The 23,890-nt window shown below is 55.7% G+C and carries 20 protein-coding genes; 10 read left to right on the plus strand and 10 right to left on the minus strand.

The window, feature by feature from the left end; genetic code table 11:
* Positions 1 to 4: 4 nt before the first annotated feature.
* Both PGR29_RS02880 and PGR29_RS02885 read right to left on the minus strand, forming a co-directional pair.
* Positions 5 to 190 (minus strand): YnbE family lipoprotein, encoded by a 186-nt coding sequence (locus PGR29_RS02880; RefSeq protein ID WP_015366326.1) that lies wholly within the window; start codon positions 188 to 190, stop codon positions 5 to 7.
* A complete protein-coding gene (locus PGR29_RS02885; RefSeq protein ID WP_271032665.1) occupies positions 187 to 2,820 on the minus strand; it encodes a YdbH family protein in 2,634 nt (877 codons plus the stop codon). Before PGR29_RS02885 ends, PGR29_RS02880 begins: the two co-directional genes overlap by 4 nt.
* A 186-nt stretch (positions 2,821 to 3,006) precedes the next feature.
* On the opposite strand from PGR29_RS02885, the gene PGR29_RS02890 reads away from it, so the two are divergent.
* From PGR29_RS02890 to hslJ, 3 genes are all read left to right on the plus strand, one after another.
* Entirely contained in the window at positions 3,007 to 3,507 is a 501-nt protein-coding gene (locus tag PGR29_RS02890; RefSeq protein WP_316424025.1) for a DedA family protein, read from the plus strand.
* A gap of 146 nt (positions 3,508 to 3,653) precedes the next feature.
* Complete coding sequence (locus tag PGR29_RS02895) at positions 3,654 to 4,643, plus strand: 2-hydroxyacid dehydrogenase (RefSeq protein ID WP_015366323.1); 990 nt, start codon at positions 3,654 to 3,656, stop codon at positions 4,641 to 4,643.
* A 125-nt stretch (positions 4,644 to 4,768) separates the two neighbouring features.
* A complete protein-coding gene (gene hslJ, locus PGR29_RS02900) occupies positions 4,769 to 5,191 on the plus strand; it encodes a heat shock protein HslJ (RefSeq protein WP_087859451.1) in 423 nt (140 codons plus the stop codon).
* Between the two features lie 16 nt (positions 5,192 to 5,207).
* Here hslJ and PGR29_RS02905 read toward each other — a convergent pair whose 3' ends face one another.
* Entirely contained in the window at positions 5,208 to 5,474 is a 267-nt protein-coding gene (locus PGR29_RS02905) for a putative hemolysin (RefSeq protein WP_032711780.1), read from the minus strand.
* A 655-nt stretch (positions 5,475 to 6,129) separates the two neighbouring features.
* On the opposite strand from PGR29_RS02905, the gene nifJ reads away from it, so the two are divergent.
* The 4 genes from nifJ (at position 6,130) to ttcA (ending at position 12,888) form a co-directional block, all read left to right on the plus strand.
* Positions 6,130 to 9,657, plus strand: a complete 3,528-nt coding sequence (nifJ, locus tag PGR29_RS02910; protein ID WP_316424026.1) for a pyruvate:ferredoxin (flavodoxin) oxidoreductase — start codon at positions 6,130 to 6,132, stop codon at positions 9,655 to 9,657.
* Positions 9,658 to 10,017: 360 nt separating this feature from the next.
* Positions 10,018 to 11,160 (plus strand): porin OmpC, encoded by a 1,143-nt coding sequence (gene ompC / locus PGR29_RS02915; protein ID WP_087859449.1) that lies wholly within the window; start codon positions 10,018 to 10,020, stop codon positions 11,158 to 11,160.
* 144 nt (positions 11,161 to 11,304) lie between these two features.
* Positions 11,305 to 11,739 (plus strand): universal stress protein UspF, encoded by a 435-nt coding sequence (uspF, locus tag PGR29_RS02920; RefSeq protein ID WP_316424027.1) that lies wholly within the window; start codon positions 11,305 to 11,307, stop codon positions 11,737 to 11,739.
* A 213-nt stretch (positions 11,740 to 11,952) separates the two neighbouring features.
* Positions 11,953 to 12,888 carry a tRNA 2-thiocytidine(32) synthetase TtcA gene (gene ttcA, locus PGR29_RS02925; protein WP_015366315.1) on the plus strand — a complete coding sequence of 312 codons (936 nt, stop codon included), beginning with the start codon at positions 11,953 to 11,955 and terminating at the stop codon, positions 12,886 to 12,888.
* 47 nt (positions 12,889 to 12,935) lie between these two features.
* On the opposite strand, the gene dbpA is transcribed toward ttcA, so the two are convergent.
* The 3 genes from dbpA to zntB all read right to left on the minus strand — a co-directional run bounded on the left by dbpA (position 12,936) and on the right by zntB (position 15,777).
* Positions 12,936 to 14,309 carry an ATP-dependent RNA helicase DbpA gene (dbpA, locus tag PGR29_RS02930; RefSeq protein ID WP_087859635.1) on the minus strand — a complete coding sequence of 458 codons (1,374 nt, stop codon included), beginning with the start codon at positions 14,307 to 14,309 and terminating at the stop codon, positions 12,936 to 12,938.
* Between the two features lie 14 nt (positions 14,310 to 14,323).
* Positions 14,324 to 14,515 (minus strand): hypothetical protein, encoded by a 192-nt coding sequence (locus PGR29_RS02935; protein WP_087859447.1) that lies wholly within the window; start codon positions 14,513 to 14,515, stop codon positions 14,324 to 14,326.
* A gap of 278 nt (positions 14,516 to 14,793) precedes the next feature.
* Complete coding sequence (gene zntB / locus PGR29_RS02940; protein WP_045397470.1) at positions 14,794 to 15,777, minus strand: zinc transporter ZntB; 984 nt, start codon at positions 15,775 to 15,777, stop codon at positions 14,794 to 14,796.
* Positions 15,778 to 15,957: 180 nt separating this feature from the next.
* On the opposite strand from zntB, the gene PGR29_RS02945 reads away from it, so the two are divergent.
* Complete coding sequence (locus PGR29_RS02945) at positions 15,958 to 16,401, plus strand: GNAT family N-acetyltransferase (protein WP_045397472.1); 444 nt, start codon at positions 15,958 to 15,960, stop codon at positions 16,399 to 16,401.
* A gap of 403 nt (positions 16,402 to 16,804) precedes the next feature.
* Here PGR29_RS02945 and PGR29_RS02950 read toward each other — a convergent pair whose 3' ends face one another.
* From PGR29_RS02950 to PGR29_RS02965, 4 genes are read right to left on the minus strand one after another with little or no spacing between them, the layout of a single operon-like run.
* A complete protein-coding gene (locus tag PGR29_RS02950) occupies positions 16,805 to 17,722 on the minus strand; it encodes an ROK family protein (RefSeq protein ID WP_316424028.1) in 918 nt (305 codons plus the stop codon).
* Positions 17,719 to 18,579: an ABC transporter permease gene (locus PGR29_RS02955; RefSeq protein WP_087859443.1), complete on the minus strand. Its 861-nt coding sequence runs from the start codon at positions 18,577 to 18,579 to the stop codon at positions 17,719 to 17,721. The genes PGR29_RS02950 and PGR29_RS02955 overlap by 4 nt, the downstream gene beginning before the upstream one ends.
* Before the next feature lies 1 nt (position 18,580).
* Positions 18,581 to 19,501, minus strand: a complete 921-nt coding sequence (locus PGR29_RS02960; RefSeq protein ID WP_032711787.1) for an ABC transporter permease — start codon at positions 19,499 to 19,501, stop codon at positions 18,581 to 18,583.
* A gap of 24 nt (positions 19,502 to 19,525) precedes the next feature.
* The gene (locus PGR29_RS02965) at positions 19,526 to 21,058 is read right to left on the minus strand and encodes an ABC transporter substrate-binding protein (protein ID WP_316424030.1); all 1,533 of its coding nucleotides are present in this window, start codon (positions 21,056 to 21,058) and stop codon (positions 19,526 to 19,528) included.
* A gap of 232 nt (positions 21,059 to 21,290) precedes the next feature.
* Between PGR29_RS02965 and PGR29_RS02970 the strand changes: the two genes are divergently transcribed.
* Positions 21,291 to 22,424 (plus strand): ROK family transcriptional regulator, encoded by a 1,134-nt coding sequence (locus tag PGR29_RS02970; RefSeq protein ID WP_113373205.1) that lies wholly within the window; start codon positions 21,291 to 21,293, stop codon positions 22,422 to 22,424.
* A 13-nt stretch (positions 22,425 to 22,437) separates the two neighbouring features.
* The gene (locus PGR29_RS02975) at positions 22,438 to 23,889 is read left to right on the plus strand and encodes a M81 family metallopeptidase (RefSeq protein ID WP_087859441.1); all 1,452 of its coding nucleotides are present in this window, start codon (positions 22,438 to 22,440) and stop codon (positions 23,887 to 23,889) included.
* Position 23,890 lies beyond the last annotated feature (1 nt).

A 23,890-nucleotide genomic window follows, 5' to 3' on the forward strand; every position in this document is an offset into this window, starting at 1 on the left:
CGCCTCAGAACAGATCGCTACGCGACTTCAGCAAATTTTCGACGTCCTTATCCACCTTAATATGAATCTCATGCTCAATTTTGACATTCATATTGATGGTGATTGGCTCCTTGGACGCGGCGATTTCAATACGCGGCGTACAGCCTGCCAGCAGCAGGGTCGCCAGCGCCGCGGCGAACAGTTTTATCATTTTGGTTCCTTACATGTATCCGTACAGCGCGGGGCGGGCAGTTTCGCATTCTGCTCAAGCCATGCCTGCAAATTATCGCCGAAGCGCAAACTGCGCCACAGATCGAAAATATTCTCTTCATGGGTATAGTTTAAATGCACGGTGCTGCTTTTTCCGTCCACTCGACTGGTGCCGCTAATCGCCGCGCTCATCGTCAGCTTGCCAAGATTATCAAGGTTGATACGCGTCCAGGATTTCGAGACCTCCATATAGCGCAGCCAGTTAATCGCCGCGCCCGCGGAGACATTATCGGCCACCAGCGCATCGGCGGTGTCTTTATCCAGACGCATGGTCATCGGGCCGGGGTTGCTAAACCAGCCGTCTTTAATGATCCATTTCTCGTTGTTCAGCCATAGCGGTAACGCGCCGTTAAACGCGCCAGAGACCGCAAATTGTTTTACCTTGATGGCGCTGATTAATTCACTACTGGAGATATTCTGCAGACGCAGCAGCGCCGGCTGGTGCTGCGGCATCCTTAGCTGCTGCATGGTCAGCTTGCCGCCAAGGATATCAACATTGACGTTGCTCAACTCCAGCGGATCCTGCTCGCTCCAGGGCCATGTTCCCTGGAGATCGGCGCTCAGGTTTTTGGCGGTAAACTGGTTGACGATTTCGCCAATGCGCAGCGAAACCGGGCGGCGGGTACCGAGCTGCCAGCTCCCGCCGCTGAAGCGGAACGGCAGAACAAAGTCGACGCCGTTGATCTGGTTGTCCGGCATCCAGGCGCTACCGCCTTTTAAGACCCCGTGCCCACCGGCCTCAAAGCCCTGCCCGGCGGCCGCGGAAAATGCTACCTGCGCATACATATCACCTTCACGCAGGGTCATTTTCCAGTCCGGCGGGATCAGCGGCTGGAATACGCTTAGCGCCTGTTTCGGCCACCATGCCTGGCCACGCAGGCGTTCGCCGTCCCAGCGCCCGGTCAGACGAATCGGGCCGATTTTCTCCGCGTGTAATGAGCCGTTGAACAGGAACCAGGTCGGATCGCGGCCATCAATATTAAATTTGAGCGTTGACGGCGGCAACACGCTGCCGCCGCTGAAGGTGGTTTTACCGGCATCCAGCGACAACGCGCCGCTAAATTTCGGATGCTGCTCATTACGCAGCCAGTGAATGGGTTTATCGAGGGTCAGGCGCGGCGTGCTGACCAGCATGGTGCCGTACTGTAGCTTATCGAACCCGGTCGACAGGCTGTTAAGGATAATGGCGCTGTCCCGCCACTCACCGGCGCCTTTCACATCCCAGCGCGCCTGCATCGGCGTAAAGTGACCATCGCCCCAATAACGCCACGACCAGCGACCGCGGTCGGGCATAAAGTTGTCGGCCTGCCCATCCAGATGCAGAGTAAAATCGCCCATTTCCTGTTCATGGGCGCGCAGTATCGCCTGCAGGCGGCCATCCACTCCCTGCTGAGTCACTTTCACCCCCGCCAACGGCAGGCGGATCTCATCGATATTCAGCGAGTCGATCACCCTCCCGCGCGAGCGCAGCAGCGCCCCGGGATGAAAAGCCAGCTCTGGCGTCATCAGCGGGCCGCTCAGTTTAGCGGGCAGCACAGCGTAAAAAATCATGTCGTCGAGCTTGGCTTCGCCGGTCAGGCTAAGCGGCATGTCGCTGTGGTCCATACTCAGCTTACCAGGGCCAATATTCAACACGGCGTTCCCCTTACCCGCTTCGCCGTGCGTTAACACGTTGAGCCGGCCGCTGATTTCCATCTCTTCGGTGCCTTTCTGCCAGTCGCCAACCGATAGCGCAACCCGCCCGCTAAGCGGATAGCCGGCATACACCGCGTTCCAACGCCCATCGCTGATGGTGATACGTTCAGGGGTTATCTCCCACGGCAGGTCGAGCATCGGTTCAACCTCGCCGCGCGGCGTGACCAGCAGCTGACCGCGGTTTTTCTGCCATTCCAGTTCCGCATCCACCAGACCCGGCGTTTGCGGGAATTCGAAGGTGCTGACCAGATGGCCATCGACCGGTAGGCCATCCGGCACCAGCGGCATTTCGAATTCACCGACCAGCTTAACCGGCGCCTGATCTTCCACCAGCCGCGCGCTGAAATTGCTGACCGTTAAGGTCTGGCCGCGCAGTTTCGCCTGTAGCGTAACCTCTTTGCCGGAATAGCCGATATCCTGCTGCCCAGGCGTCAACGACATCACCAGTTTCCCTTGCCATTTTTCCCACGGCGACAGGCGCAGATTGTCGATAGTTAACCAGCTATACGGCAGCATCGATTGCCACTCGGCGAGGGTTCGCGGCGCGCCGGAGAGCGGCTCGCTGGCGGGGATCTTAGCCAGGCATGCGCTATTGATATCCAGTTCACTCAGGTGTAGCCGCCAACGGCTGGGACGGGTAAGGCGCGCATTGCTGACGCGAGCAATTTCGCAATCGCCCACCAGGTAGCGTAGATCGGGGATGACCAGCGAGGAGCGCGTCAGGCGCGGACTTTCACCAAGCGAGATACGCGTCCCGACCGGCAGCCAGATACCCGCCAGCGTCGGAACCCAATGCGTTAATGTGGCCAACAGGGCCAGCGGCAGCAAAATAAGTGCTAATAACAGCGCAAGAGCGGCTTTATATTTACCCTTCATGGGCAGTCAAATCCTGATTCTAAGTATAAGCCGATAGGCGCCTATTGTGGCACGTTCGACCCGCGAGTGAAAGTTAACGTTCTGATTAAGGATAGTCGCACTCATTTCTGCTGAATAACTATTTAGTCTTCGTTTAAATTGTGCCTGCGACACTTGGAAAAACAGGTAATAAGGAGCCGTTATTTCGTGGAGCTCATTATCTCGCTGATCGAACGCGCGCAGAGCCACTATTCATTGGTATTACTGATTGTTTTTCTACTGACGTTCAGTAAATCCTGCGCCCTCATCTCTTTTGTGATCCCCGGCACCTCCGGTTTGCTGGTGCTCGGGGCGCTGGCGTCAACCAGCATCGGTCATTTCCTGCTAATGTGGCTAAGCGCCAGCCTGGGCGCAATCGGCGGATTCTGGCTCTCATGGCAAATTGGCCGTCGCTATCAGCATCATCTGCCGCGTCTGCGCTGGCTCAGTGCCGAGCGAGTACTGCGCAGCCAGCTATTCCTGCGCCGTCACGGCGGTTGGGCAGTATTCTTTGGCCGCTTTCTGTCGCCGCTGCGCGCAACGTTACCGCTGGTCACCGGCGCCAGCGGTACCTCGCTATGGCGTTTCCAGGTTGCCAATGTGGCATCGGGTTTACTCTGGCCATTTATCCTGCTGGCGCCGGGGGCATTCAGCCTCAGTTTTTGGTGAAACGTATTGTCTTTTAAAGAGATTTCTTAAGACTGCGATATGCTCTAGAATTAATATCATAACCTGATGATTAAACTAATTTTTAATATTTGTAAGATTATTTTAATTATGCTACCGTGACGGTATTATCACTAGAGGAAAGCCTTATGAAAATCGCTGTTTATAGTACCAAGCAGTACGATAAAAAGTATCTGCAGCATGTTAACGACGCATACGGCTTTGAACTGGAATTTTTTGACTTCCTGCTGACCGAAAAGACCGCGAAAACGGCCAACGGTTGTGAAGCGGTATGTATCTTCGTTAACGACGACGGCAGCCGCCCGGTGCTGGAAGAGCTGAAAGCCCACGGCGTGAAATACATCGCGCTGCGCTGCGCCGGGTTTAACAACGTCGATCTTGACGCGGCTAAAGAGCTGGGCCTGCGCGTCGTGCGCGTTCCGGCCTACTCGCCGGAAGCCGTTGCTGAACACGCCATCGGTATGATGATGTCGCTAAACCGTCGCATCCACCGCGCCTATCAACGTACCCGCGATGCCAACTTCTCGCTGGAAGGGCTGACCGGCTTCACCATGTACGGTAAAACCGCAGGGGTGATCGGCACCGGCAAAATTGGCGTCGCAACGCTGCGGATCCTCAAAGGTTTCGGTATGCGCCTGCTGGCGTTTGATCCCTATCCGAGCGCGGCGGCGCTGGATCTTGGCGTTGAATATGTCGACCTGCCGACGCTGTACGCGCAGTCCGACGTCATCTCTCTGCACTGCCCGCTTACCAACGAAAACTATCACCTGCTCAATCAGGCGGCGTTTGATCAGATGAAAGACGGCGTGATGGTCATTAATACCAGCCGCGGCGCGCTTATCGATTCACAAGCGGCTATCGACGCGCTGAAACATCAGAAAATCGGCGCGCTGGGAATGGACGTGTATGAAAATGAACGCGATCTGTTCTTTGAAGATAAATCGAATGATGTCATCCAGGATGACGTGTTCCGCCGGCTCTCCGCCTGCCACAACGTGTTGTTTACCGGTCACCAGGCGTTCCTGACCGCTGAAGCGCTGATCGGTATTTCCGAAACAACGTTGGGTAATCTGCAACAGGTTGCTAAAGGCGAAACCTGCCCGAACGCGCTGGTCTAAGTTTCTTTCCCCTTTTGTGCTCCCCGCTAGCGGGGGGCACATTCAGACAATCCCCACAGATCCTGCCTGCATTACAGTTACACTGTTTTTCGTTTTATTGATATGACAAATGTTTTGGAGTACGAATGAATAAGTTTGCTGCACTGCTGGCGGCGGGCATGCTGCTATCGGGCTGCGTATACAACAGCAAAGTTTCAACCAACGCCGAACAACTACAACATCATCGTTTTGTGCTGACCAGCGTTAACGGCCAGGCGCTACCGGCAAGCCAGACGCCGCCGCCGGAAATTAGCTTCGGCGAAAAAATGTATGTGTCAGGCACGATGTGCAACGGCTTCAGCGGCCAGGGCAAACTGTCAGACGGCGAGCTAAAAGTTGAACAGCTGGCGATGACGCGTAAGTTGTGCGCGGATCCACAGCGGAACGCGCTGGATAATACCCTCAGCAAAATGCTGCGCGATGGCGCGCAGGTCGATCTGACGGAGAATCAGCTCACGCTGGCGACCGCCGACCAATCGCTGGTGTATAAACTCGCCGATTTAATGTAGCGATACGCCTTGCGTACTAGTAGTTTCCGCAGCTTCCGCCCGCTAATGCCTGCTCGCTGCAGCGTTTACCATTCGGTAGCGCGCACATACCAATAGCGCTGCCATCAAGCTGGCGGGCAACGGATAATGAACCGCCAACCATCGCGCAATTCGCCTGGCCGCTGTCGCTCATCGCCGCGCGCATGCCGGGCGGTACGTGTGCCGCAGTGGCTTGTTGCACCGGCTCGTTGCTACAAGCCGACAGTAATAACGCAGCGCACCCCACTAAAAACGCAGCTCGCATTCTCTCCCCCTTTCAGAAACATCTTAGAATAAACAAACTCAAGAATAATAGGCAGCGCAGCGCCTGCCGTCGAGAGGCGAAATACGTATTTATGCGCCTCATTAACATTTTCTAGCAAATTTTCCGCTTAAAGCTTGATCTCGTCAGGCAAAGCGCAGCCCCCGCGCGGCTTTTATCCCAGCCCGAAATATTTTCCCGACGAAAAAATCACGCTTGCAGCGACCGGGCGGCATAGTTTGCGGGTGGTGATTGCGGTGCCGGGTGCCTCCCGGTGAATTAGCCAGTTCGAACTAATTCGCGTGCTAATTTTCGCCAACAGGAGACTGAACTGAACGCTCCGCCGCAGAGGGGAATTCACCGCAGCAAATAAATATCATGCGATTGCCGGTTGGCTAAAAGCTATTAAATTTAAAAATATATTTTGCTTTATTTAAGTGGTGCATCGCCGGTATCCGTCACTACCTTTTGAGCCCTCTGGCCAGACACTTTTCTGTTTTTCCGCCAAAAAATTGATCCAAACATAGATAAGGACATTCCCAAGGACACAAATGCGAAAATGGTCGCGGCGGGCGTTTGCTAAAATATGGAGATAACAACAGGACTCGTCGCCGTTTCACGAGTCCCTTCTTTTTGCGCAATGTAAGGGTGTCTTCTTATGATTACGATTGACGGTAATGGCGCGGTCGCTTCAGTCGCGTTTCGCACGAGTGAAGTTATCGCCATCTACCCGATTACGCCCAGTTCAACGATGGCGGAGCAGGCCGATGCCTGGTCTGGCGATGGGCTGAAAAACGTCTGGGGCGACGTCCCCCGCGTGGTCGAAATGCAGTCGGAAGCCGGGGCTATCGGCGCCGTGCACGGCGCGCTGCAGACCGGCGCCCTTTCCACTTCCTTTACGTCATCGCAGGGCCTGCTGCTGATGATCCCAACGCTATACAAGCTGGCCGGCCAGTTGATGCCCTTTGTCCTGCACGTCGCCGCCCGTACCGTCGCCACTCACGCACTATCAATTTTCGGCGATCATTCCGACGTGATGGCCGTGCGCCAGACCGGCTGCGCGATGCTGTGCGCCAGCAGCGTCCAGGAAGCGCAGGACTTCGCGCTGATTTCCCATATCGCCACGCTGCAAAGCCGGGTGCCGTTTATTCATTTCTTCGATGGTTTCCGCACCTCGCACGAAATCAACAAAATCGCGCCGCTGGCGGATGACACCATTCGCTCCCTGCTGCCGCAGGATAAAATCGCCGAGCATCGCCAACGCGCCCTTAACCCGGAGCATCCGGTCATTCGCGGTACATCAGCCAACCCGGACACTTATTTCCAGTCCCGTGAAGCGACCAACCCTTGGTACGACGCGGTATATGAGCACGTAGAAACGGCGATGAATGATTTCGCCGCCGCAACCGGTCGTCAGTACAAACCGTTCGAATTTTACGGCCACCCGCAGGCGGAACGGGTTATTGTCATCATGGGGTCCGCTATCGGTACCTGTGAAGAGGTTGTTGATGAACTGCTGAGCCGTGGGGAAAAAGTCGGCGTGCTGAAAGTTCGCCTCTATCGGCCGTTCTCCGCCGCGCATCTGCTGCAGGCCTTGCCGGAGAGCGCCCGCGCGGTTGCCGTACTGGATCGCACCAAAGAACCCGGCGCGCTTGCCGAACCGCTGTACCTCGACGTGATGACCGCGCTGGCGGAAGCCTTCAACCGCGGCGAGCGCGAAACGCTACCGCGTACTATTGGCGGCCGCTATGGCCTCTCCTCCAAAGAGTTTGGCCCGGAATGCGTGCTGGCTATCTTTAATGAATTACAGGCCGCACAGCCAAAACCCCGCTTTACCGTTGGCATTTACGATGATGTGACGAACCTTTCGCTGCCGCTGGCGGAAAATACGCTACCGGCAGAAGCGAAGCTGGAAGCGCTGTTTTACGGCCTCGGCAGCGACGGTAGCGTCTCTGCGACCAAAAACAATATCAAGATTATTGGCAATTCCACGCCGTGGTTCTCACAGGGCTATTTTGTCTATGACTCGAAGAAGGCCGGCGGCCTGACCGTCTCGCATCTACGCGTCAGTGAAAAACCGATCCGTTCGTCGTACCTTATCTCGCAGGCCGATTTCGTCGGCTGCCACCAGCTGCAATTTATCGACAAATATCAGATGGTCGAACGGTTGAAGCCCGGCGGCATTTTCTTGCTCAATACGCCCTACAGCGCTGATGAGGTATGGTCGCGCCTGCCACAGGAAGTACAGGCCGCGCTGAATCAAAAGCAAGCACGTTTTTATGTGGTCAACGCGGCGAAAATCGCCCGCGAGTGCAGCCTTGGCGCGCGCATCAACACCGTTATGCAGATGGCTTTTTTCCATTTAACCCAAATCCTGCCGGGCGACAGCGCGCTGGCCGAGCTACAGGGCGCGATTGCCAAAAGCTACAGTAGCAAAGGCCAGGAGCTGGTGGAACGCAACTGGCAGGCGCTGGCTCTGGCCCGCGAATCGCTGGCGGAAGTGCCGCTGCAGCCGGTTAACGCCAGTAGCCCCAACCGTCCGCCAGTGGTCTCCGATGCCGCGCCGGACTTTGTCAAAACCGTCACCGCAGCGATGCTTGCCGGTCTTGGCGATGCGCTGCCGGTCTCCGCGCTGCCGCCAGATGGTACCTGGCCCATGGGCACCACCCGTTGGGAAAAACGCAACATTGCCGAAGAGATCCCAATCTGGAAGGAAGAGCTGTGTACCCAGTGCAACCACTGCGTCGCCGCCTGTCCGCATTCGGCGATCCGCGCCAAAGTGGTCGCTCCGCAAGAAATGGAAAACGCGCCATCCAGCCTGCACTCGCTGGATGTGAAATCCCGCGATATGCGCGGGCAGAAATACGTTCTGCAGGTCGCGCCGGAAGATTGCACCGGCTGCAACCTGTGCGTTGAAGTGTGTCCGGCGAAAGATCGCCAGAATCCGGACATCAAGGCCATCAATATGATGTCGCGCCTTGAGCACGTTGAAGAAGAGAAAGTCAATTACGATTACTTCCTCAACCTGCCGGAAATCGATCGCACGAAACTTGAGCGTATTGATATTCGTACCTCGCAGCTGATTAGTCCGCTGTTTGAATACTCCGGCGCCTGCTCGGGCTGCGGCGAAACGCCGTATATCAAACTGTTGACCCAGCTGTATGGCGATCGGATGTTGATTGCCAACGCCACCGGTTGTTCGTCCATTTACGGCGGCAACCTCCCCTCAACGCCTTATACCACTGATGCTAACGGTCGCGGTCCGGCGTGGGCCAACTCGTTGTTTGAAGATAACGCTGAATTCGGCCTGGGCTTCCGCTTAACCGTCGACCAACACCGCCAGCGTGTGATGCGGTTGTTGAGCGAATTTGCCGATAAACTCCCGGCTGAACTAAATACCGCGCTACATGCGCAAGCGACGCCGGAAGCGCGCCGCGAACAGGTAGCCGATCTGCGTCAGGCGCTGACGGGCGTCGCCGGGGCCGAAGAGCTGCTCATCGATGCGGATGCGTTAGTCGAGAAGTCGGTCTGGCTTATCGGCGGTGATGGCTGGGCCTATGATATTGGCTTTGGCGGCCTTGACCACGTGCTGAGCCTGACGGAAAACGTCAATATCCTGGTACTCGATACCCAGTGTTACTCCAACACCGGCGGGCAGGCATCGAAGGCGACGCCGCTCGGCGCGGTCACCAAATTTGGCGAGCACGGCAAACGTAAGGCACGCAAAGATCTCGGCGTGAGCATGATGATGTACGGTCATGTCTATGTGGCGCAGATTTCGCTCGGCGCGCAGCTTAACCAAACGGTGAAAGCCATTCAGGAAGCGGAATCCTATCCGGGTCCTTCGTTGATTATCGCCTATAGCCCGTGCGAGGAGCACGGTTACGACCTGGCGCTAAGCCACGACCAGATGCGTCAGCTAACGGCCACCGGCTTCTGGCCGCTGTATCGCTTCGACCCGCGCCGCGCCGATGAAGGCAAGCTGCCGCTGGCGCTGGACTCACGCCCGCCATCAGACGCGCTGGCTGAGACGCTGCTTAACGAGCAACGCTTCCGCCGCCTTAACGCCCAGCAGCCGGAAGTAGCCGAGCAGTTGTGGAAAGACGCGGCCGCCGATCTACAAAAACGCTATGACTTCCTGGCCCAGTTGGCAGGTAAAGCGGAGAAACCGACAACCGAAAGCTAAACCGGCTGACGGAAATCTGGCGCTATAAAAAAAGCCCGAATAGTAAATCTATTCGGGCTTGTCATTTTCCGACAAATTAATCATTCAATATGAATGAGACGGCAATAATATAAATTCTCAATGACAATAAAGGCATATAACGCAGGCAGAATACGATATTCAACCTATATTGTATAATTTTTATTTTATATATATCAACCCAAAACATTCACGCTGGAAATTGTCATTACTGTATATTTATTTGCTTTAGAATTTACTTATATTGTAACAATTGATACTTATCATATCAGAATGCGCTCCTTTAGCATGGCCGTACTTCCACCCAGGAAGTTAAAACAAAAAAGTTAAAGGAATATCCAAATGAAAAGAAAAGTACTGGCATTGGTTATCCCGGCATTATTGGCTGCCGGCGCTGCTCACGCGGCAGAAATTTATAATAAAGATGGCAACAAATTAGATCTCTACGGCAAGGTAGACGGTTTACATTATTTCTCCAGCGACTCCAGTAAAGACGGCGATCAGACCTACCTGCGCTTCGGCTTTAAAGGTGAAACGCAAATTAACGATATGCTCACCGGCTATGGTCAGTGGGAATACAACGTTCAGGCTAACAACACCGAAAGCTCTGGCGATCAGGCGTGGACTCGTCTGGCGTTCGCCGGGATCAAAGCGGGTGACTACGGTTCATTCGACTATGGCCGTAACTACGGCGTCCTGTACGACGTAGAAGCCTGGACCGATATGCTGCCAGAGTTCGGCGGCGACTCTTATACCCAGTCCGACAACTTTATGACCGGCCGCGCCAACGGTGTCGCAACTTACCGTAACAGCGATTTCTTCGGCCTGGTTAACGGCCTGAACTTCGCGCTCCAGTATCAGGGTAAAAACGAAAACCAAGCCAGCCATGAATTTAATTCTTCCGCCAGCCAGGAAGGAACCGCTAACGGCGATGGCCGCAGCGTGAAAAACTCCAACGGCGACGGTTTCGGTATCTCCTCTACCTATGATTTAGGTATGGGCGTCAGCCTCGGCGCGGCCTACAGTTCTTCTGACCGCACCAACGAACAGACCCATCAGTCTACCGCGGGCGGCGATAAAGCCGATGCCTGGACCGCAGGCGTGAAATATGATGCGAACAACATCTATCTGGCGACCATGTATTCAGAAACCCGTAACATGACGCCGTACGGCAATCAGAACGGCACCATTGCTAATAAAACGCAGAACTTTGAAGTAACCGCACAGTATCAGTTCGATTTCGGCCTGCGTCCGGCAATTTCCTACCTGCAATCCAAAGGTAAAGATCTGGTTTACAAAGGTCAGTATGCCGATCAAGATCTGGTTAAATATATGGATGTCGGCGCGACCTATTACTTCAACCGTAATATGTCTACCTACGTTGATTACAAAATCAACCTGCTCGACGGCAATGACGACTTCTATAAAGACAACGGTATTTCTACCGACAATATCGTAGCACTGGGTCTGGTATATCAGTTCTAATGCTTGCGCCCGCCGTTCACGGCGGGCGCTTCACTTAAACCAACAATAAATTGCCAGTTGTCGTACCAATTTGTGATTCACGCTATAGTAGAACCTCAATCCTGATGGCATACTGTTTTGGTGGTTATTAAAACAGGAGGTTTTATGAGTAGAATGATTCTGGTACCCATCGATATTTCTGATAAAGAATTTACTCAACGTGTGATCCGCCACGTTGAATCCGAAGCACGCGTCGATGACGCGCAGGTGCATTTCCTCACCGTTATCCCTTCGCTACCCTACTACGCCTCTCTGGGTATGGCCTATACCGCTGAACTGCCGGCTATGGATGAACTGCGCGCCGAATCGGAAGCACAGTTGCGTGAGCTGGCAAAAGGCTTCGCCATTCCGGAAGACAGAATGCATTTCCATGTTGCCGAGGGCTCGCCAAAAGATAAGATTCTGGCGCTGGCTGAATCGCTGCCCGCCGACCTGGTCATTATCGCCTCGCATCGCCCGGACATCACCACTTATCTGCTCGGCTCTAACGCCGCGGCGGTGGTGCGCCATGCCGAGTGCTCGGTGCTGGTCGTCAGGTAATCGCAAGCCCGCCGCCCGGCGGGCTTTATTATCTTTACTCCTCGCGGATTAAAGTGCCGGAAAGATGCTGACATTGCCCCCCCGAATCCGTACCATACACGCCACGGTTTTCTATCAGACCTCACTCATTGCTACGCGCCAGCGGGAATTGATCCAGCGACTGGCACAACGCGTGCTCTTCTGATGCCACACTATGAATTGAGCCACTATTAAATGCTGCAAAATCAAGAAATTAGCAAAAAAGAAAAATACAATATCGACAAACTGCAGAAACGTCTGCGCCGCAATGTCGGTGAGGCGATCGCCGACTTCAACATGATTGAAGATGGCGACCGCATTATGGTCTGTCTTTCCGGCGGCAAAGACAGCTATACCATGCTGGAAATTCTGCGTAGCCTGCAGAAAAGCGCGCCTATTTCTTTCTCGCTGGTGGCCGTTAACCTCGATCAGAAACAGCCGGGCTTCCCGGAACACATTCTGCCGGCCTATCTGGAACAGCTGGGCGTTGAGTACAAGATCGTCGAAGAGAACACTTACGGCATCGTTAAAGAGAAAATCCCGGAAGGCAAAACCACTTGCTCACTGTGTTCTCGTCTGCGTCGCGGCATTCTCTACCGTACGGCGACCGAACTGGGCGCAACCAAAATCGCGCTCGGCCATCACCGCGACGATATTCTGCAGACGCTGTTCCTCAACATGTTCTACGGCGGCAAAATGAAAGGTATGCCGCCGAAACTGATGAGCGATGACGGCAAACATATCGTTATCCGCCCGCTGGCCTACTGTCGCGAAAAAGATATCGAACGCTTCTCGCAGGCCAAAGGCTTCCCGATTATTCCTTGTAACCTGTGCGGCTCCCAGCCTAACCTGCAGCGTCAGGTGATCGCCGATATGCTGCGCGATTGGGATAAACGCTATCCTGGCCGTATCGAAACCATGTTTAGCGCAATGCAGAACGTGGTGCCGTCGCACCTGAGCGACGTCAATCTGTTTGATTTTAAATCCATCACACACGGTTCTGCGGTAGTTGACGGCGGCGATCTGGCCTTTGACCGCGAAGAGATTCCGCTGCAGCCTGCGGGCTGGCAGCCGGAAGAAGAAGACGCTCAGTTAGATGAACTGCGTCTGAATGTGGTTGAAGTAAAATAATACGCAACGCGTCTCCGGCAACCGCCGGAGACCGTCACTTGCCGTCCTTACTTCAGCAAACGTACGCGGCAGGACTTGCCTTTGATCTTGCCGTTTTGCAGCTGCTTATAGGCCTTTTGCGCCACGCCCTGACGAATAGCGACATAAACATGCGCGGGATGAACGTTGATCTTACCGATATCGGCGCCATCAAACCCCATATCGCCAGTTAACGCCCCCAGCACATCGCCCGGACGCATTTTCGCCTTCTTACCACCATCAATACACAGGGTCGCCATCTCCGCCTGCAGCGGCGCAATATTATTACCCGCCGGCGCGTTAACCCAGTTGAGTTTGATCTGCAGCATTTCAGCAAGAATGTTAGCGCGCTGCGCCTCTTCCGGCGCGCAGAAACTAATCGCCAGGCCGCTTTCACCTGCGCGAGCGGTTCGCCCGATACGGTGAACGTGAACTTCAGGATCCCACGCCAGTTCAAAGTTAACCACCAGCTCCAGCGATTTGATATCCAGGCCGCGCGCCGCAACGTCGGTCGCCACCAGTACGCGCGCGCTACCGTTGGCAAAACGCACCAACGTCTGATCGCGGTCACGCTGCTCCAGGTCGCCATGCAGCGACAGCGCGCTCTGGCCGGCAGCATTCAACGCATCGCATACCGCCTGACAGTCGCGCTTAGTATTACAAAATACCACGCAGGAAGCCGGCTGATGCTGACTGAGCAATTTTTGCAGCAGCTTGATTTTACCGCTTTGCGAAACGTCGAAGAACTGCTGTTCAATAGACGGCAGCGCATCAACGCTATCGATTTCAATCGTCTGCGGATCCCGCTGCACCCGGCCGCTGATGGCGGCGATAGCTTCCGGCCAGGTCGCGGAGAACAGTAATGTCTGGCGCGAAGCTGGCGCATAACGAATCACTTCATCAATAGCATCGCTGAAGCCCATATCGAGCATACGATCGGCTTCATCCATAACCAGCGTCTGCAGCGCATCCAGCGATACGGTCCCCTTCTGCAGGTGGTCAAGCAGGCGGCCAGGCGTGGCGACAATAATATGCGGCGCGTGCTGTAAGGAATCGCGCTGGGCTCCGAAAGGCTGGCCGCCGCAGAGGGTTAATACTTTAATATTTGGCAAAAAGCGCGCCAGGCGACGCAGTTCGCCAGCGACCTGATCCGCCAGTTCGCGGGTCGGGCACAGCACCAGTGATTGGGTCTGGAACAGACCGGCGTCAACGTGCTGTAGCAATCCCAGACCAAAGGCCGCCGTTTTACCGCTGCCGGTTTTCGCCTGTACGCGCACATCCTTCCCGGCCAGGATAGCCGGCAATGCGGCGGCCTGCACCGGCGTCATCGCATGGTATCCCAGTTCGTTAAGGTTGTTCAGTTGAGCTTCGGGCAAAAGGTTCAGTGTTGAAAAAGCGGTCACAATGTTTTCTCGCATTAAAGGGCGGACAATCTGCAGGCGCGTATCCTCGCAGATCTCCGCTCTTGATGCGACAATTTAATCGGATCATCGTCCGGCGGCGGGTCGGGAAGCGGGTGCGGACGGGGCCGCGGATCGGGTACGGGCACCGGGTCGTTGGGCTCAGGGCCGATGGGTATCGACTGCAAGGAAAGCGCCAGGTTACGCATAGTTTATCCCCTCACTTTACAGGACTATTCTTTAAGCGTAGAAGTTAGCTGGCAGAGGGCAAAAAAAAAGCCGACTCAATGAAGTCGGCGTCGTACGAATCAATTGTGCTATGCAGTAATTCAAAAAAGGAAGTAAGACAATATGGAGCGCAACGCCCATCGCTTGACGTTGCATTCACCTGCGAGAGAGATATTGCCCTGAATGGGTAGATGGTTTATTGATTTCGCTCAAATATTGCCGGGGTTTCAGCGGCAAAATCGCCTGAAAAGACAATTTCTTACAACCATTTACTACGATGTAACCACCAGGTAACACCACCGATTAGAACGACTAACATTACGCAAAATATCGAAAAACCAAGATGCCAGCTGTTACCCGGGATACCGCCAAGGTTGACGCCAAACAGCCCGGTCAGGAAGGTGCTGGGCAAAAAAACCATCGCCATCAACGACATCGTGTAAGTCCGTCGCGACAGCGACTCCTGCATAATCTGCGCGATTTCATCGCTCATGATTGCCGTACGGGCAATACAGCTGTCAATCTCATCAAGACCGCGGCCAAGGCGGTCGGCAATATCCTGCATCCGGCGACGGTGATCGTCACTCATCCACGGCAAGCGCTCACTGGCAAGACGGGCGTAGACATCGCGCTGGGGAGCCATATAGCGGCGCATCACGATGAGCTGCTTACGCAGCAGCGCCAGAAATCCGCGCGGCGGCACCTGCTGGTCGAGCAGGTCATCTTCAAGGTCGATAATCCGGTCATGCAGCTGTTCGATAAACTCGCTGGCGTGATCGGTCAACGCATCGCAGATTTCCACCAGCCAGCTGCCGCAATCCGTCGGCCCGTTGCCCTCCTGCAGATCGCCCAGCACGTCATCCAGCGCCAGCACCTTGCGCTGACGGGTAGAGACAATCAGCCGCTCGTCCATATACAGACGCATCGCCACCAGTTGATCGGGGCGTTCATCGGTGCTGCCGTTGATACAACGCAAGGTAATCAGCGCGCCATCGCCGATGCGCGTCACCCGCGGACGAGTGCTTTCCCCGGCCAGCGCGTCACGAACGTTATTCGGCAACAGCGGCGTGGCGGCTAACCAGTCGGCGCTGTCGGTATGGGTATAATTGAGATGTAGCCAGCAGGGATTGCTCTTATCGATATTATCGTTATCAGCCAGCGGCTTTACGCCGCCCTGCCCGTCGAGCACCCATGCAAAGATGGCGTCCGGCACTTTCAGCTCCGAGCCCTTAATCGCGTCCACTGAACCTCCATTAATGCATGCCTGTAAAAAGCGTGAATAATCCATAAGGTACGCTATTCGGCTGAATTTCGCCTCCCGCAATCGTCGCAATCGCCTAACAAATACGCAGCATAGCGCGTTTGGCGACAGCTGATCATATTTGTATTACAATTACATCCGTAATTGTAATGAGGTTTTAGTATGAATATTTATCAAGCCCAGCCCCAGGATGTCGATACCGTCCTGCCGCTGTATCTCGCCTATCGTCGTTTCTATCAGGTCGAAGAAAATCTCGTTCAGGCGCGGGAGTTCATCCTTAAGCGCCTGCAACTGAATGAGTCGGTCATTTTCTTCGCAGAAGTGGACGGCAAAGCGGTGGGCTTTACCCAGCTCTATCCCCTGTTCTGCTCGCTGGAAATGAAGCGCATCTGGCTGCTTTACGATCTGTACGTTGATGAGTCTGCCCGCCAGCACGGCGTGGCGCAGCAACTGATTGCCCGTGCCGAACAACTGGCAAAAGAGAGTGATTCCGCATTTATTATGCTCAGCACGGCAACCGATAATACTAAAGCGCAGGCGTTATACGAGCGTAGCGGCTTCGTACGTGATACGGATTTTTACGTCTATAACAAAATGCTCAAGTAAGTTGTTCAGGCCATCAGAAAGGGAGAACCCGCCATTGGCGGGTTCTTATTAGTTCGTATCAGTCGTCGGCTAATCCACAGTATTAACCCTTGCCATCGTCTGGGCGGGCGCAGGGCAGGATTAGCAGGAAGCGTTCATTTTTTCTCTTCCGCATAGCGGCGGGCGTTATCGTGTAAATTGGTGCACATGGTTATTACTCCATTTTTATAAGCAGACTAAGAGCCTATCCCATTAGGGCTATTTTACTTGCCATTTTGAACCAGGGCAGTGCTCGAAATCCTCACGTACTACGTGTACGCTCCGGTTTCTGCGCGCTGTCCGTGTTCAAACTGGCTGCGCCAATTACGCCTACTGGGATAGGCTCTAATCCTAGAAGCTTCCGTCAGATTTGCCACATTCCTGGCTAAAATTTTTCCCAGCCCAGCACCGATGCCCCCAGTAATCCCCCTTCGCGGCTAAATTGCCCGGCGACCAGTAGTGGCTCAGCGCTCTTCAGCAGAATCTTTGCCCGCAACGCTGTATCAAGGCGCGCCAGCAACGCCGTTTCACCCGCCAGCCCGCCGCCAGCGACGATTTTATGCGGCCCGAGAATGTTCACCGTATGGGCCAACGGTTCGCTTACCAGATCGAGCCATACTTCGAGGGTCAACACCGCAGTCTCTTCCCCCGCCTTGCCTCGCGTTACAATCTCGACACTGCTTAGCGCCTGACCGCTGAGCAGTTGATGCAGCCGCTGCATCCCTTTTGCTCCGCCAAGGGTATCAAGACACCCCTGCTGTCCGCAGCCGCAGGTTAACCGCGGTAACTCAATTCCCCGTAGATGAGTACGCGTAATGGGTCCGTGCCCCCACTCGGCGCCGATTCCCTGATTGCCGTAGAGAATGTTACCGTTGATGGCAATCCCACCGCCGATCCCGCTGCCGAGGATCACGCCCAACACCACCGGCAGATCTTTTGCCGCGCCGAAACGCGCCTCGGCTAAGGTAAAACAGTCCGCATCGTTGGCCATCGTCACCGGCCGCCCAAGCTCAGCCTGCAGCGATTGGGTAATATCAATACCAGCGAACGGCGGAATGTTGCTCGACAGAATACGGTCATTGGCTACATCCACCACTCCGGCGCAGGAGAGCGCCAGTGGACTCTGTTCACTAATCGCATCGCCATATTGCGCGATAATCTCCTGCACGGCGCAAACGAAGTCGGGCCAGGAGCTTAGCGGCATCGCCCGCTGGCGCGGCATAACCAGTTTCCCCGGCGCTGGAGAAACCGCGCTTTTAATAAAGGAGCCGCCAATATCCAGACACAGCACGCTGTTACTCATAGGCGCGAATCCATTAAATCACGCAGGCCATCGCCCAACAGGTTGAAGCCCAATACCGAAAAGACAATAGCCAGCCCCGGCCATAGCGAAATTCCCAGGCTGATGCCAAGGAAGTTACGCCCATCGCTCATCATTGTCCCCCACTCCGGCATCGGCGGTTGCACGCCCATGCCGAGGAAGGAGAGCGAAGCCGCGGCGAGGATCACCGAGCCGCCCGTCAATGTCGCCTGCACGGTAATCGGCCCCAGGGTATTACGCAGAATGTAGTGAATTATCTGTCGGCGATAGCCAATTCCCAACGCCCGCGCCGCTTCCATGTACTCCATATTCTTGATGCCCAAAGTAAGGTTACGGCTGAGACGCGCGTAAACCGGCACCGAGAAGATAGCGATCGCCAACAGCATATTCATCAACCCTGCGCCGAGGACGCTGACCAGCAGGATAGCCAGCACGATGCCGGGAAAAGCGAAAATGACATCCATCACCCACATAATCAGGTGGTCGACACTTTTACCGCACAGGGCGGCGATAATGCCCAGAGGCAGCCCCATCAGTAGCGACAGCGCTACGCTGACCACCACTTCAATCAGCGAGATCCTGGCGCCGTAAATGGTGCGGGAAAAGATATCGCGGCCATAGTCATCGGTGCCCAGCCAGTGGTCGGCCGACGGCGCGGAGAGAATATTCAGCAGGTCCTGCGCATAGGGATCGTAGTGGCTTAACCACGGCGCGAAGAGCGCACATACCAGGATTAAGGCGACGATGATGCCGCCAAGGGTCAGCGAGGGATGCTCCATCCCCCAACGCAGGCCGCTGAGAACGCCGCTGCGCGATTTGGCGAGTGAAATTTCCGACATATCAGTCAAACCTTATTTTCGGATTGATTCTGGCGATAATCATCTCGCCAACCAGGTTCATCACCACCACGCTTGCCACCGTAATCATCGTCACTCCCTGGATGACGGGGTAATCGCGATAGCGTACCGAATCCACCAGATAGCGGCCTATCCCAGGCCAGTTAAACACCGACTCGGTCACCACCGCGCCGCCGATCAGGCTGCCGAAGTTCAGTGCGATAATCGTCACGATGGGGATCAGCGCATTGCGCAGCGCATGCTTGAAATAGACCTGAAACGGCGCCAGCCCTTTGGCCCGCGCGGTGCGGATGTAATCCTCTCCTAACACGTCAACCATACTCGAGCGGGTCATCCGCGACATCACCGCCATCGGGAAAATCCCCAGGCAAACCGACGGCAGGATATAGCTTTTCCAGCCTTCGGCGCCCAGTAGCGGCAGCCAACCCAGCTTCACGGAAAAGGTATCCATGGCGATCAGCGCTAGCCAGAAATTGGCTATCGACGCGCCGGCAATCGCCACCAGCATCAGCACATGGTCGGCCACATGATTGCGGTAAATCGCCGCGCACATTCCCATTGGAATGCCGAGGATCACCGCCATCATCCACGCCAGCAATGCCAGGCCTAAAGTATAAGGAACCCGTTCGCTCATTTCGGCGGAGACCGGCTGGCCGGACTTCAACGAAGTGCCAAAATCCCCCTTCAGCATTCCGCTAACGAAATGGCCATACTGCACCGCCAGCGGATCGTCCAGACCGAGGCGCGTATGCATCCGGCTGACATCATCCTGGGTGGCCTGCGGCCCGGCCATCAGACGGGCCGGGTCACCGGGGAGCATTCTGATCGCCATAAAGACAATCAGCGATGCCCCCAGTAGGATCAGCGGCAAAGAAAGCAGTTTTTTAATCACATAAGCTTTCATAACAACTCCACGCTGGCCCCAGCGTTATGGTTTTTGCGCTTCGGTAACGATAATTTCGCCGCCCGGTTCCATTCGCACGCCTTTAATGGTGGCGCGGGTGGCGTACAGATCGTCCTGGAAGTAGAGCATCACATGCGGCGCGTCCTGCATAATGGCCTTTTGCGCCGCCACATATTCGGCGATACGCGCGTTGTCATCCATGGTGGTCGCCGCTTTGTCTAACAGTTCATCCACCTGCGGGTTGCGGTAGAATCCGAGATTGGCCCCAGCCGGCGCGGCGCTCTGCGAATAGTAAAGCGGGCGCAACTGCAAATCAGATCCATTAAGCCCGGAAGACCAGGAAGCCAGCACCGCATCGGTACGGTTGGCCAACTTTTCCGCCGCCGGGGCAAACGCCGCTTTGCTCCAGACGCCGCTCTCCATCTGCTGGATATTGAGCTTCACGCCAACTTTGCCCCACATCGCCTGCAGGATTTGCGCGGTACGCGCATCCGGTCCCTGCACGGCGATGTTCATCTCAAAACCCTGCGGGTAACCGGCCTCTTTTAATAGCGCTTTCGCTTTATTGAGATCCCACGGAAAGTCGTTGAGGGTTTTATCATATCCTTCGTTCACCGGGGCCAGCGGTGAGTTGGCGGCAGAAGCAAACCCAAACATCACCGCCTTCAACAGCGCTTCTTTGTCGGTCGCCAGGTTCAGCGCCTGACGCACGCGGACATCATTTAGCGGTTTTTGCTCAACGTTGAGCGCCACCCAGAATACGGATGCACCCTGCCCCTGCTCCAGCTTCACCTGTGGGTTGCTTTTCAACTGCAGACCAAACTGCGGCGGTACCGGGTTAATCACATCGACCTGACCGGAAAGCAGCGCCATGTTCATCACCGACGGCTCCGCGCTCCAGGTCCACTTAATCTCATCCGGGCCGTGATTCTCGCCCCAGTATTTCGGGTTTTTCTTCTCCAGCACGTATTCACCGGTTTTATACTCCTGCAGCATATATGGGCCGGTACCGTCCGCTTTCCGGCCAATGGTGCCAGCTTTCGCCGCCGCAGGGCTCACCATCTTCGCCGAGCCGCCGGTCAACAGATTGAGGAAAGAGGGATAGACCTTTTTCAGCGTAATCTCGACGTTGTCATCATCGAGCTTCTTCACGGATGCGATCACGTTGCGCATCCGCGAACTGGCTGCCAGTCCGCCTTTCGGGTCGATATGTCGTTCGATATTGGCGACTACCGCATCGGCATTGAACGGCGAGCCGTCATGGAAAGTGACGTTTTTACGCAGGGTAAAAGTCCAGACTTTACCGTCATCGCTGACCTTCCAGGCGGTAGCAAGCGCCGGGGCGATTTTGAAATCCGGCGACAAATCCACCAGACCTTCATACATCGGTTTTAATACGGTATCGGTAAAGGTCGCGGTTTGGTCGCCCGGATCCATGCTACGCGGAGGTTCGTTTTGCATCACGTTCAGCGTTGCCGCCTGCAGCGCCGTCGCTCCGCCGGCTGCCAGTAAGCCTGCCAGAATGGCAAGTCGATATTTATTCATAATTGCCTTCATCCGTTAACCCCTACCTGTCTGTTATGTCGCCAGTTGTGGCTGTTATGTTGCGATTAGGTTTTCTTTTTACCCAAAACAGAGTCCCATAAATGTGATATTAGCCATGATTAACGCTTAATTAGGTAATAAATTTAACTTATATGTGATGGTTTAGTTATTTTTGAAAATAAACTGATTGCTAAAGCGCCAGTCCGCGATTATGTTCAGAAAAAAGCGTTATGGCTGAGTAACTATGCTGAACAAACTCCACCAACAATTGATTCATCTGGTCTGCAGCGAGGAAGGCGCCAGCCGCGCAGATCTCGCCCGCCTGACGGGTATGAGTAAGGCGGCCATTGGCGCACTGGTAAAAGAGATGCTGGCTGATGGTCTGCTACAGGAGAGCGATATGGCCGCTTCCGGCGGTCAGGGACGCCCCTCCGTCACCCTTTCACTGGCGCCGGACGCCGCTTACGCCATCGGCATCTCGCTGATTGATAACCAGTTGGTGTTGGTACTGATGAATGCCAGCGGTGAGAAAATCGCCGAGCGCCTGCTCACGCCGCAGCTTGAAATTCCCGACGTAATCCAGCAACTGGCGGGTGAAATCCGCAGTTTGTTAAACGATACGCTCATTGAGCGCCAACGGCTGGTCGGCATCGGTTTTGCCCTGTCTGCCTTTGTCGACGCTGCGCAATCGGTCTGCGTACAGTCGGCGTTGCTCGGCTGGCATCAGGTGCCGCTGGCTGAACTGTTAAGCCGCGCGACCGGCGGGATCCCGGTATTTATTGAAAACGACACCCGGGCGCTGGCGAACTGGGAGAAAACGTTTGGCCATCTACGCAAGCTGGAGAGCGCAGTGGTGATATCGCACGGCAGCGGCATCGGCAGCGCGGCGGTTATCTATAACCGAATCTGGCGCGGCGCCCACGGCGGCGCAGGCGAAATAGCCCACTGCACCATCGTGCCGGCGGGCACGCCTTGTCGCTGCGGGAAGCGTGGCTGTCTCGACACCATCGCGTCTCTCACCGCCATCTTTGAACAGGCGCGCATGGCTGGTATCCATACCGACCACCTGGATGAACTGGAGGCCATGGCGCGTAAGGGCCACACCGCCGCCATCCAGATCCTGCATCGGGCCGGCGACGCCTTAGGATTGGCTATTTCACATCAGATCCAGACCCACGATCCGGCGGCGATCATGCTTGCCCACCAGCCGGATAGCTTTAACGGTTTACTGAATACCGTGATGCAACAAGCCATTGAAACCAACCTGCTGCCGGGGATGGCGGGGAAAACGCCGCTTATCTATCGCCCGCTGGCTCCAGATAGCTGGGCGCTCGCCGCGGCGAGCGTCGCTCTGACTCACGTTCTCTTTCCAGGATAATTTCGAGGTCCCTATGCGCATTGCCGTTGGTGGAATACATATTGAATGCAGCACGTTTAACCCGGTACTGACTCATGAAGCAGAGTTTCGCACCGTCAGAGGCGATGCCCTGCTGCAGGCGCCCCACTTTCAGTTTTTACGTGAGTATCCGGCGACGTTTCTGCCGACGCTGCACACCCGGGCGATTCCCGGCGGCCCGGTAGCTCGGGAAACTTACGAACAGTTCAAGGCCGAATTCTTAAGCCGTCTGCAGGCGCAACTGCCGATCGACGGCCTGTACCTCGCGATGCACGGTGCAATGTACGTTGAAGGTATGGAAGACGCTGAAGGCGACTGGATCGCTGCTGCCCGCGCCTGCGTCGGCGATGACTGCCCGATTGCCGTCAGCTACGATCTACACGGTAACGTGACCCAGCGCATTATCGACGCCATCGACATGTTCTCAACCTATCGCACCGCGCCGCATATCGATATTGAAGAAACCATGCGCCGTTCGGTCAGTATGCTGGTGGATAGTCTGCAAAGCGGCGTGCGCCCGGGCATAGTGTGGGCCCCCATCCCGGTATTACTCCCTGGCGAGCGGACCAGTACGGAAGATGAGCCAGCGAAAAGCCTCTATGCCATGCTGCCAAACAGCGACCAGATAGACGGCGTACTCGATAGCTCATTAATGGTCGGCTACGTGTGGGCCGACGAACCGCGCGCCACCGCCGCGGCCATTTTTACCGGCACCGATCGCGCGGTACTGGAGCAACAGGCCGCGAAACTGGCGCAGGCCTATTGGGACGTGCGGGAAGATTTTGTTTTCGGCTGCCGGACGGGCAGCGTCGCCGAATGCGTCGCTCAGGCTATCGCCAGCGCCACGGGCCCGGTTATCCTGGCGGATTCGGGCGATAATCCCACCGGCGGCGGGGTCGGCGATCGCGGCGACGTGCTCGCCGAACTGCTACGTCAGCAGGCGCAAAATACCCTTGTCGCCGGCATTACCGACGCGCCGGCAACGCGTTCGGCGTTTGAAGCCGGCATCGGCGCAGAACTGCAGTTAACGGTCGGCGCCAGCCTCGATCCGACGGGCGTCAGCGCGAGCGCGCGTTTTACCGTCACTGGTCTGCTGGCGGCGGATCCGCAGCGCCCGGCCAATCAGGCGGTGCTACAGACAGATGGGATTACCGTAGTGGTGGCCGACCGTCGTCGTCCGTATCACGATATCGCTGACTTTAGCGCGCTGGGACTCGACCCGCGGCAGGTGAAAATTCTGGTGGTCAAATCCGGCTATTTATCGCCGGAACTGGCGCCGCTGGCCAATCCGAATCTGATGGCGCTCTCGGAAGGGGTGGTCGATCAGGATATTGAACGGGTGGCGCGTCTGCGAATGCTGACCCCCACCTGGCCGTTTAAGCGTGACCTCGAATTCACTCCACTGGTGCGGGTTTCCGCCCGCGCGCCCTTTGCCAGGGAGTCCTGAG

The organism is Klebsiella sp. 141203 (genome assembly GCF_032601985.1).
Classification (GTDB): Bacteria; Pseudomonadota; Gammaproteobacteria; order Enterobacterales; family Enterobacteriaceae; genus Klebsiella; species Klebsiella aerogenes.

Excerpts from the sequence above, each read along its gene's own strand:
- PGR29_RS02955 (WP_087859443.1), bottom strand. The coding sequence starts at position 18,579 with ATGTCGGAAATTTCACTCGCCAAATCGCGCAGCGGCGTTCTCAGCGGC.
- hslJ (WP_087859451.1), top strand. The coding sequence starts at position 4,769 with ATGAATAAGTTTGCTGCACTGCTGGCGGCGGGCATGCTGCTATCGGGC.
- ttcA (WP_015366315.1), top strand. The coding sequence starts at position 11,953 with ATGCTGCAAAATCAAGAAATTAGCAAAAAAGAAAAATACAATATCGAC.
- PGR29_RS02950 (WP_316424028.1), bottom strand. The coding sequence starts at position 17,722 with ATGAGTAACAGCGTGCTGTGTCTGGATATTGGCGGCTCCTTTATTAAA.
- PGR29_RS02965 (WP_316424030.1), bottom strand. The coding sequence starts at position 21,058 with ATGAAGGCAATTATGAATAAATATCGACTTGCCATTCTGGCAGGCTTA.
- PGR29_RS02935 (WP_087859447.1), bottom strand. The coding sequence starts at position 14,515 with ATGCGTAACCTGGCGCTTTCCTTGCAGTCGATACCCATCGGCCCTGAG.
- PGR29_RS02895 (WP_015366323.1), top strand. The coding sequence starts at position 3,654 with ATGAAAATCGCTGTTTATAGTACCAAGCAGTACGATAAAAAGTATCTG.
- PGR29_RS02960 (WP_032711787.1), bottom strand. The coding sequence starts at position 19,501 with ATGAAAGCTTATGTGATTAAAAAACTGCTTTCTTTGCCGCTGATCCTA.
- uspF (WP_316424027.1), top strand. The coding sequence starts at position 11,305 with ATGAGTAGAATGATTCTGGTACCCATCGATATTTCTGATAAAGAATTT.
- ompC (WP_087859449.1), top strand. The coding sequence starts at position 10,018 with ATGAAAAGAAAAGTACTGGCATTGGTTATCCCGGCATTATTGGCTGCC.
- PGR29_RS02885 (WP_271032665.1), bottom strand. The coding sequence starts at position 2,820 with ATGAAGGGTAAATATAAAGCCGCTCTTGCGCTGTTATTAGCACTTATT.
- PGR29_RS02975 (WP_087859441.1), top strand. The coding sequence starts at position 22,438 with ATGCGCATTGCCGTTGGTGGAATACATATTGAATGCAGCACGTTTAAC.
- PGR29_RS02970 (WP_113373205.1), top strand. The coding sequence starts at position 21,291 with ATGCTGAACAAACTCCACCAACAATTGATTCATCTGGTCTGCAGCGAG.
- nifJ (WP_316424026.1), top strand. The coding sequence starts at position 6,130 with ATGATTACGATTGACGGTAATGGCGCGGTCGCTTCAGTCGCGTTTCGC.
- PGR29_RS02905 (WP_032711780.1), bottom strand. The coding sequence starts at position 5,474 with ATGCGAGCTGCGTTTTTAGTGGGGTGCGCTGCGTTATTACTGTCGGCT.
- PGR29_RS02945 (WP_045397472.1), top strand. The coding sequence starts at position 15,958 with ATGAATATTTATCAAGCCCAGCCCCAGGATGTCGATACCGTCCTGCCG.
- PGR29_RS02880 (WP_015366326.1), bottom strand. The coding sequence starts at position 190 with ATGATAAAACTGTTCGCCGCGGCGCTGGCGACCCTGCTGCTGGCAGGC.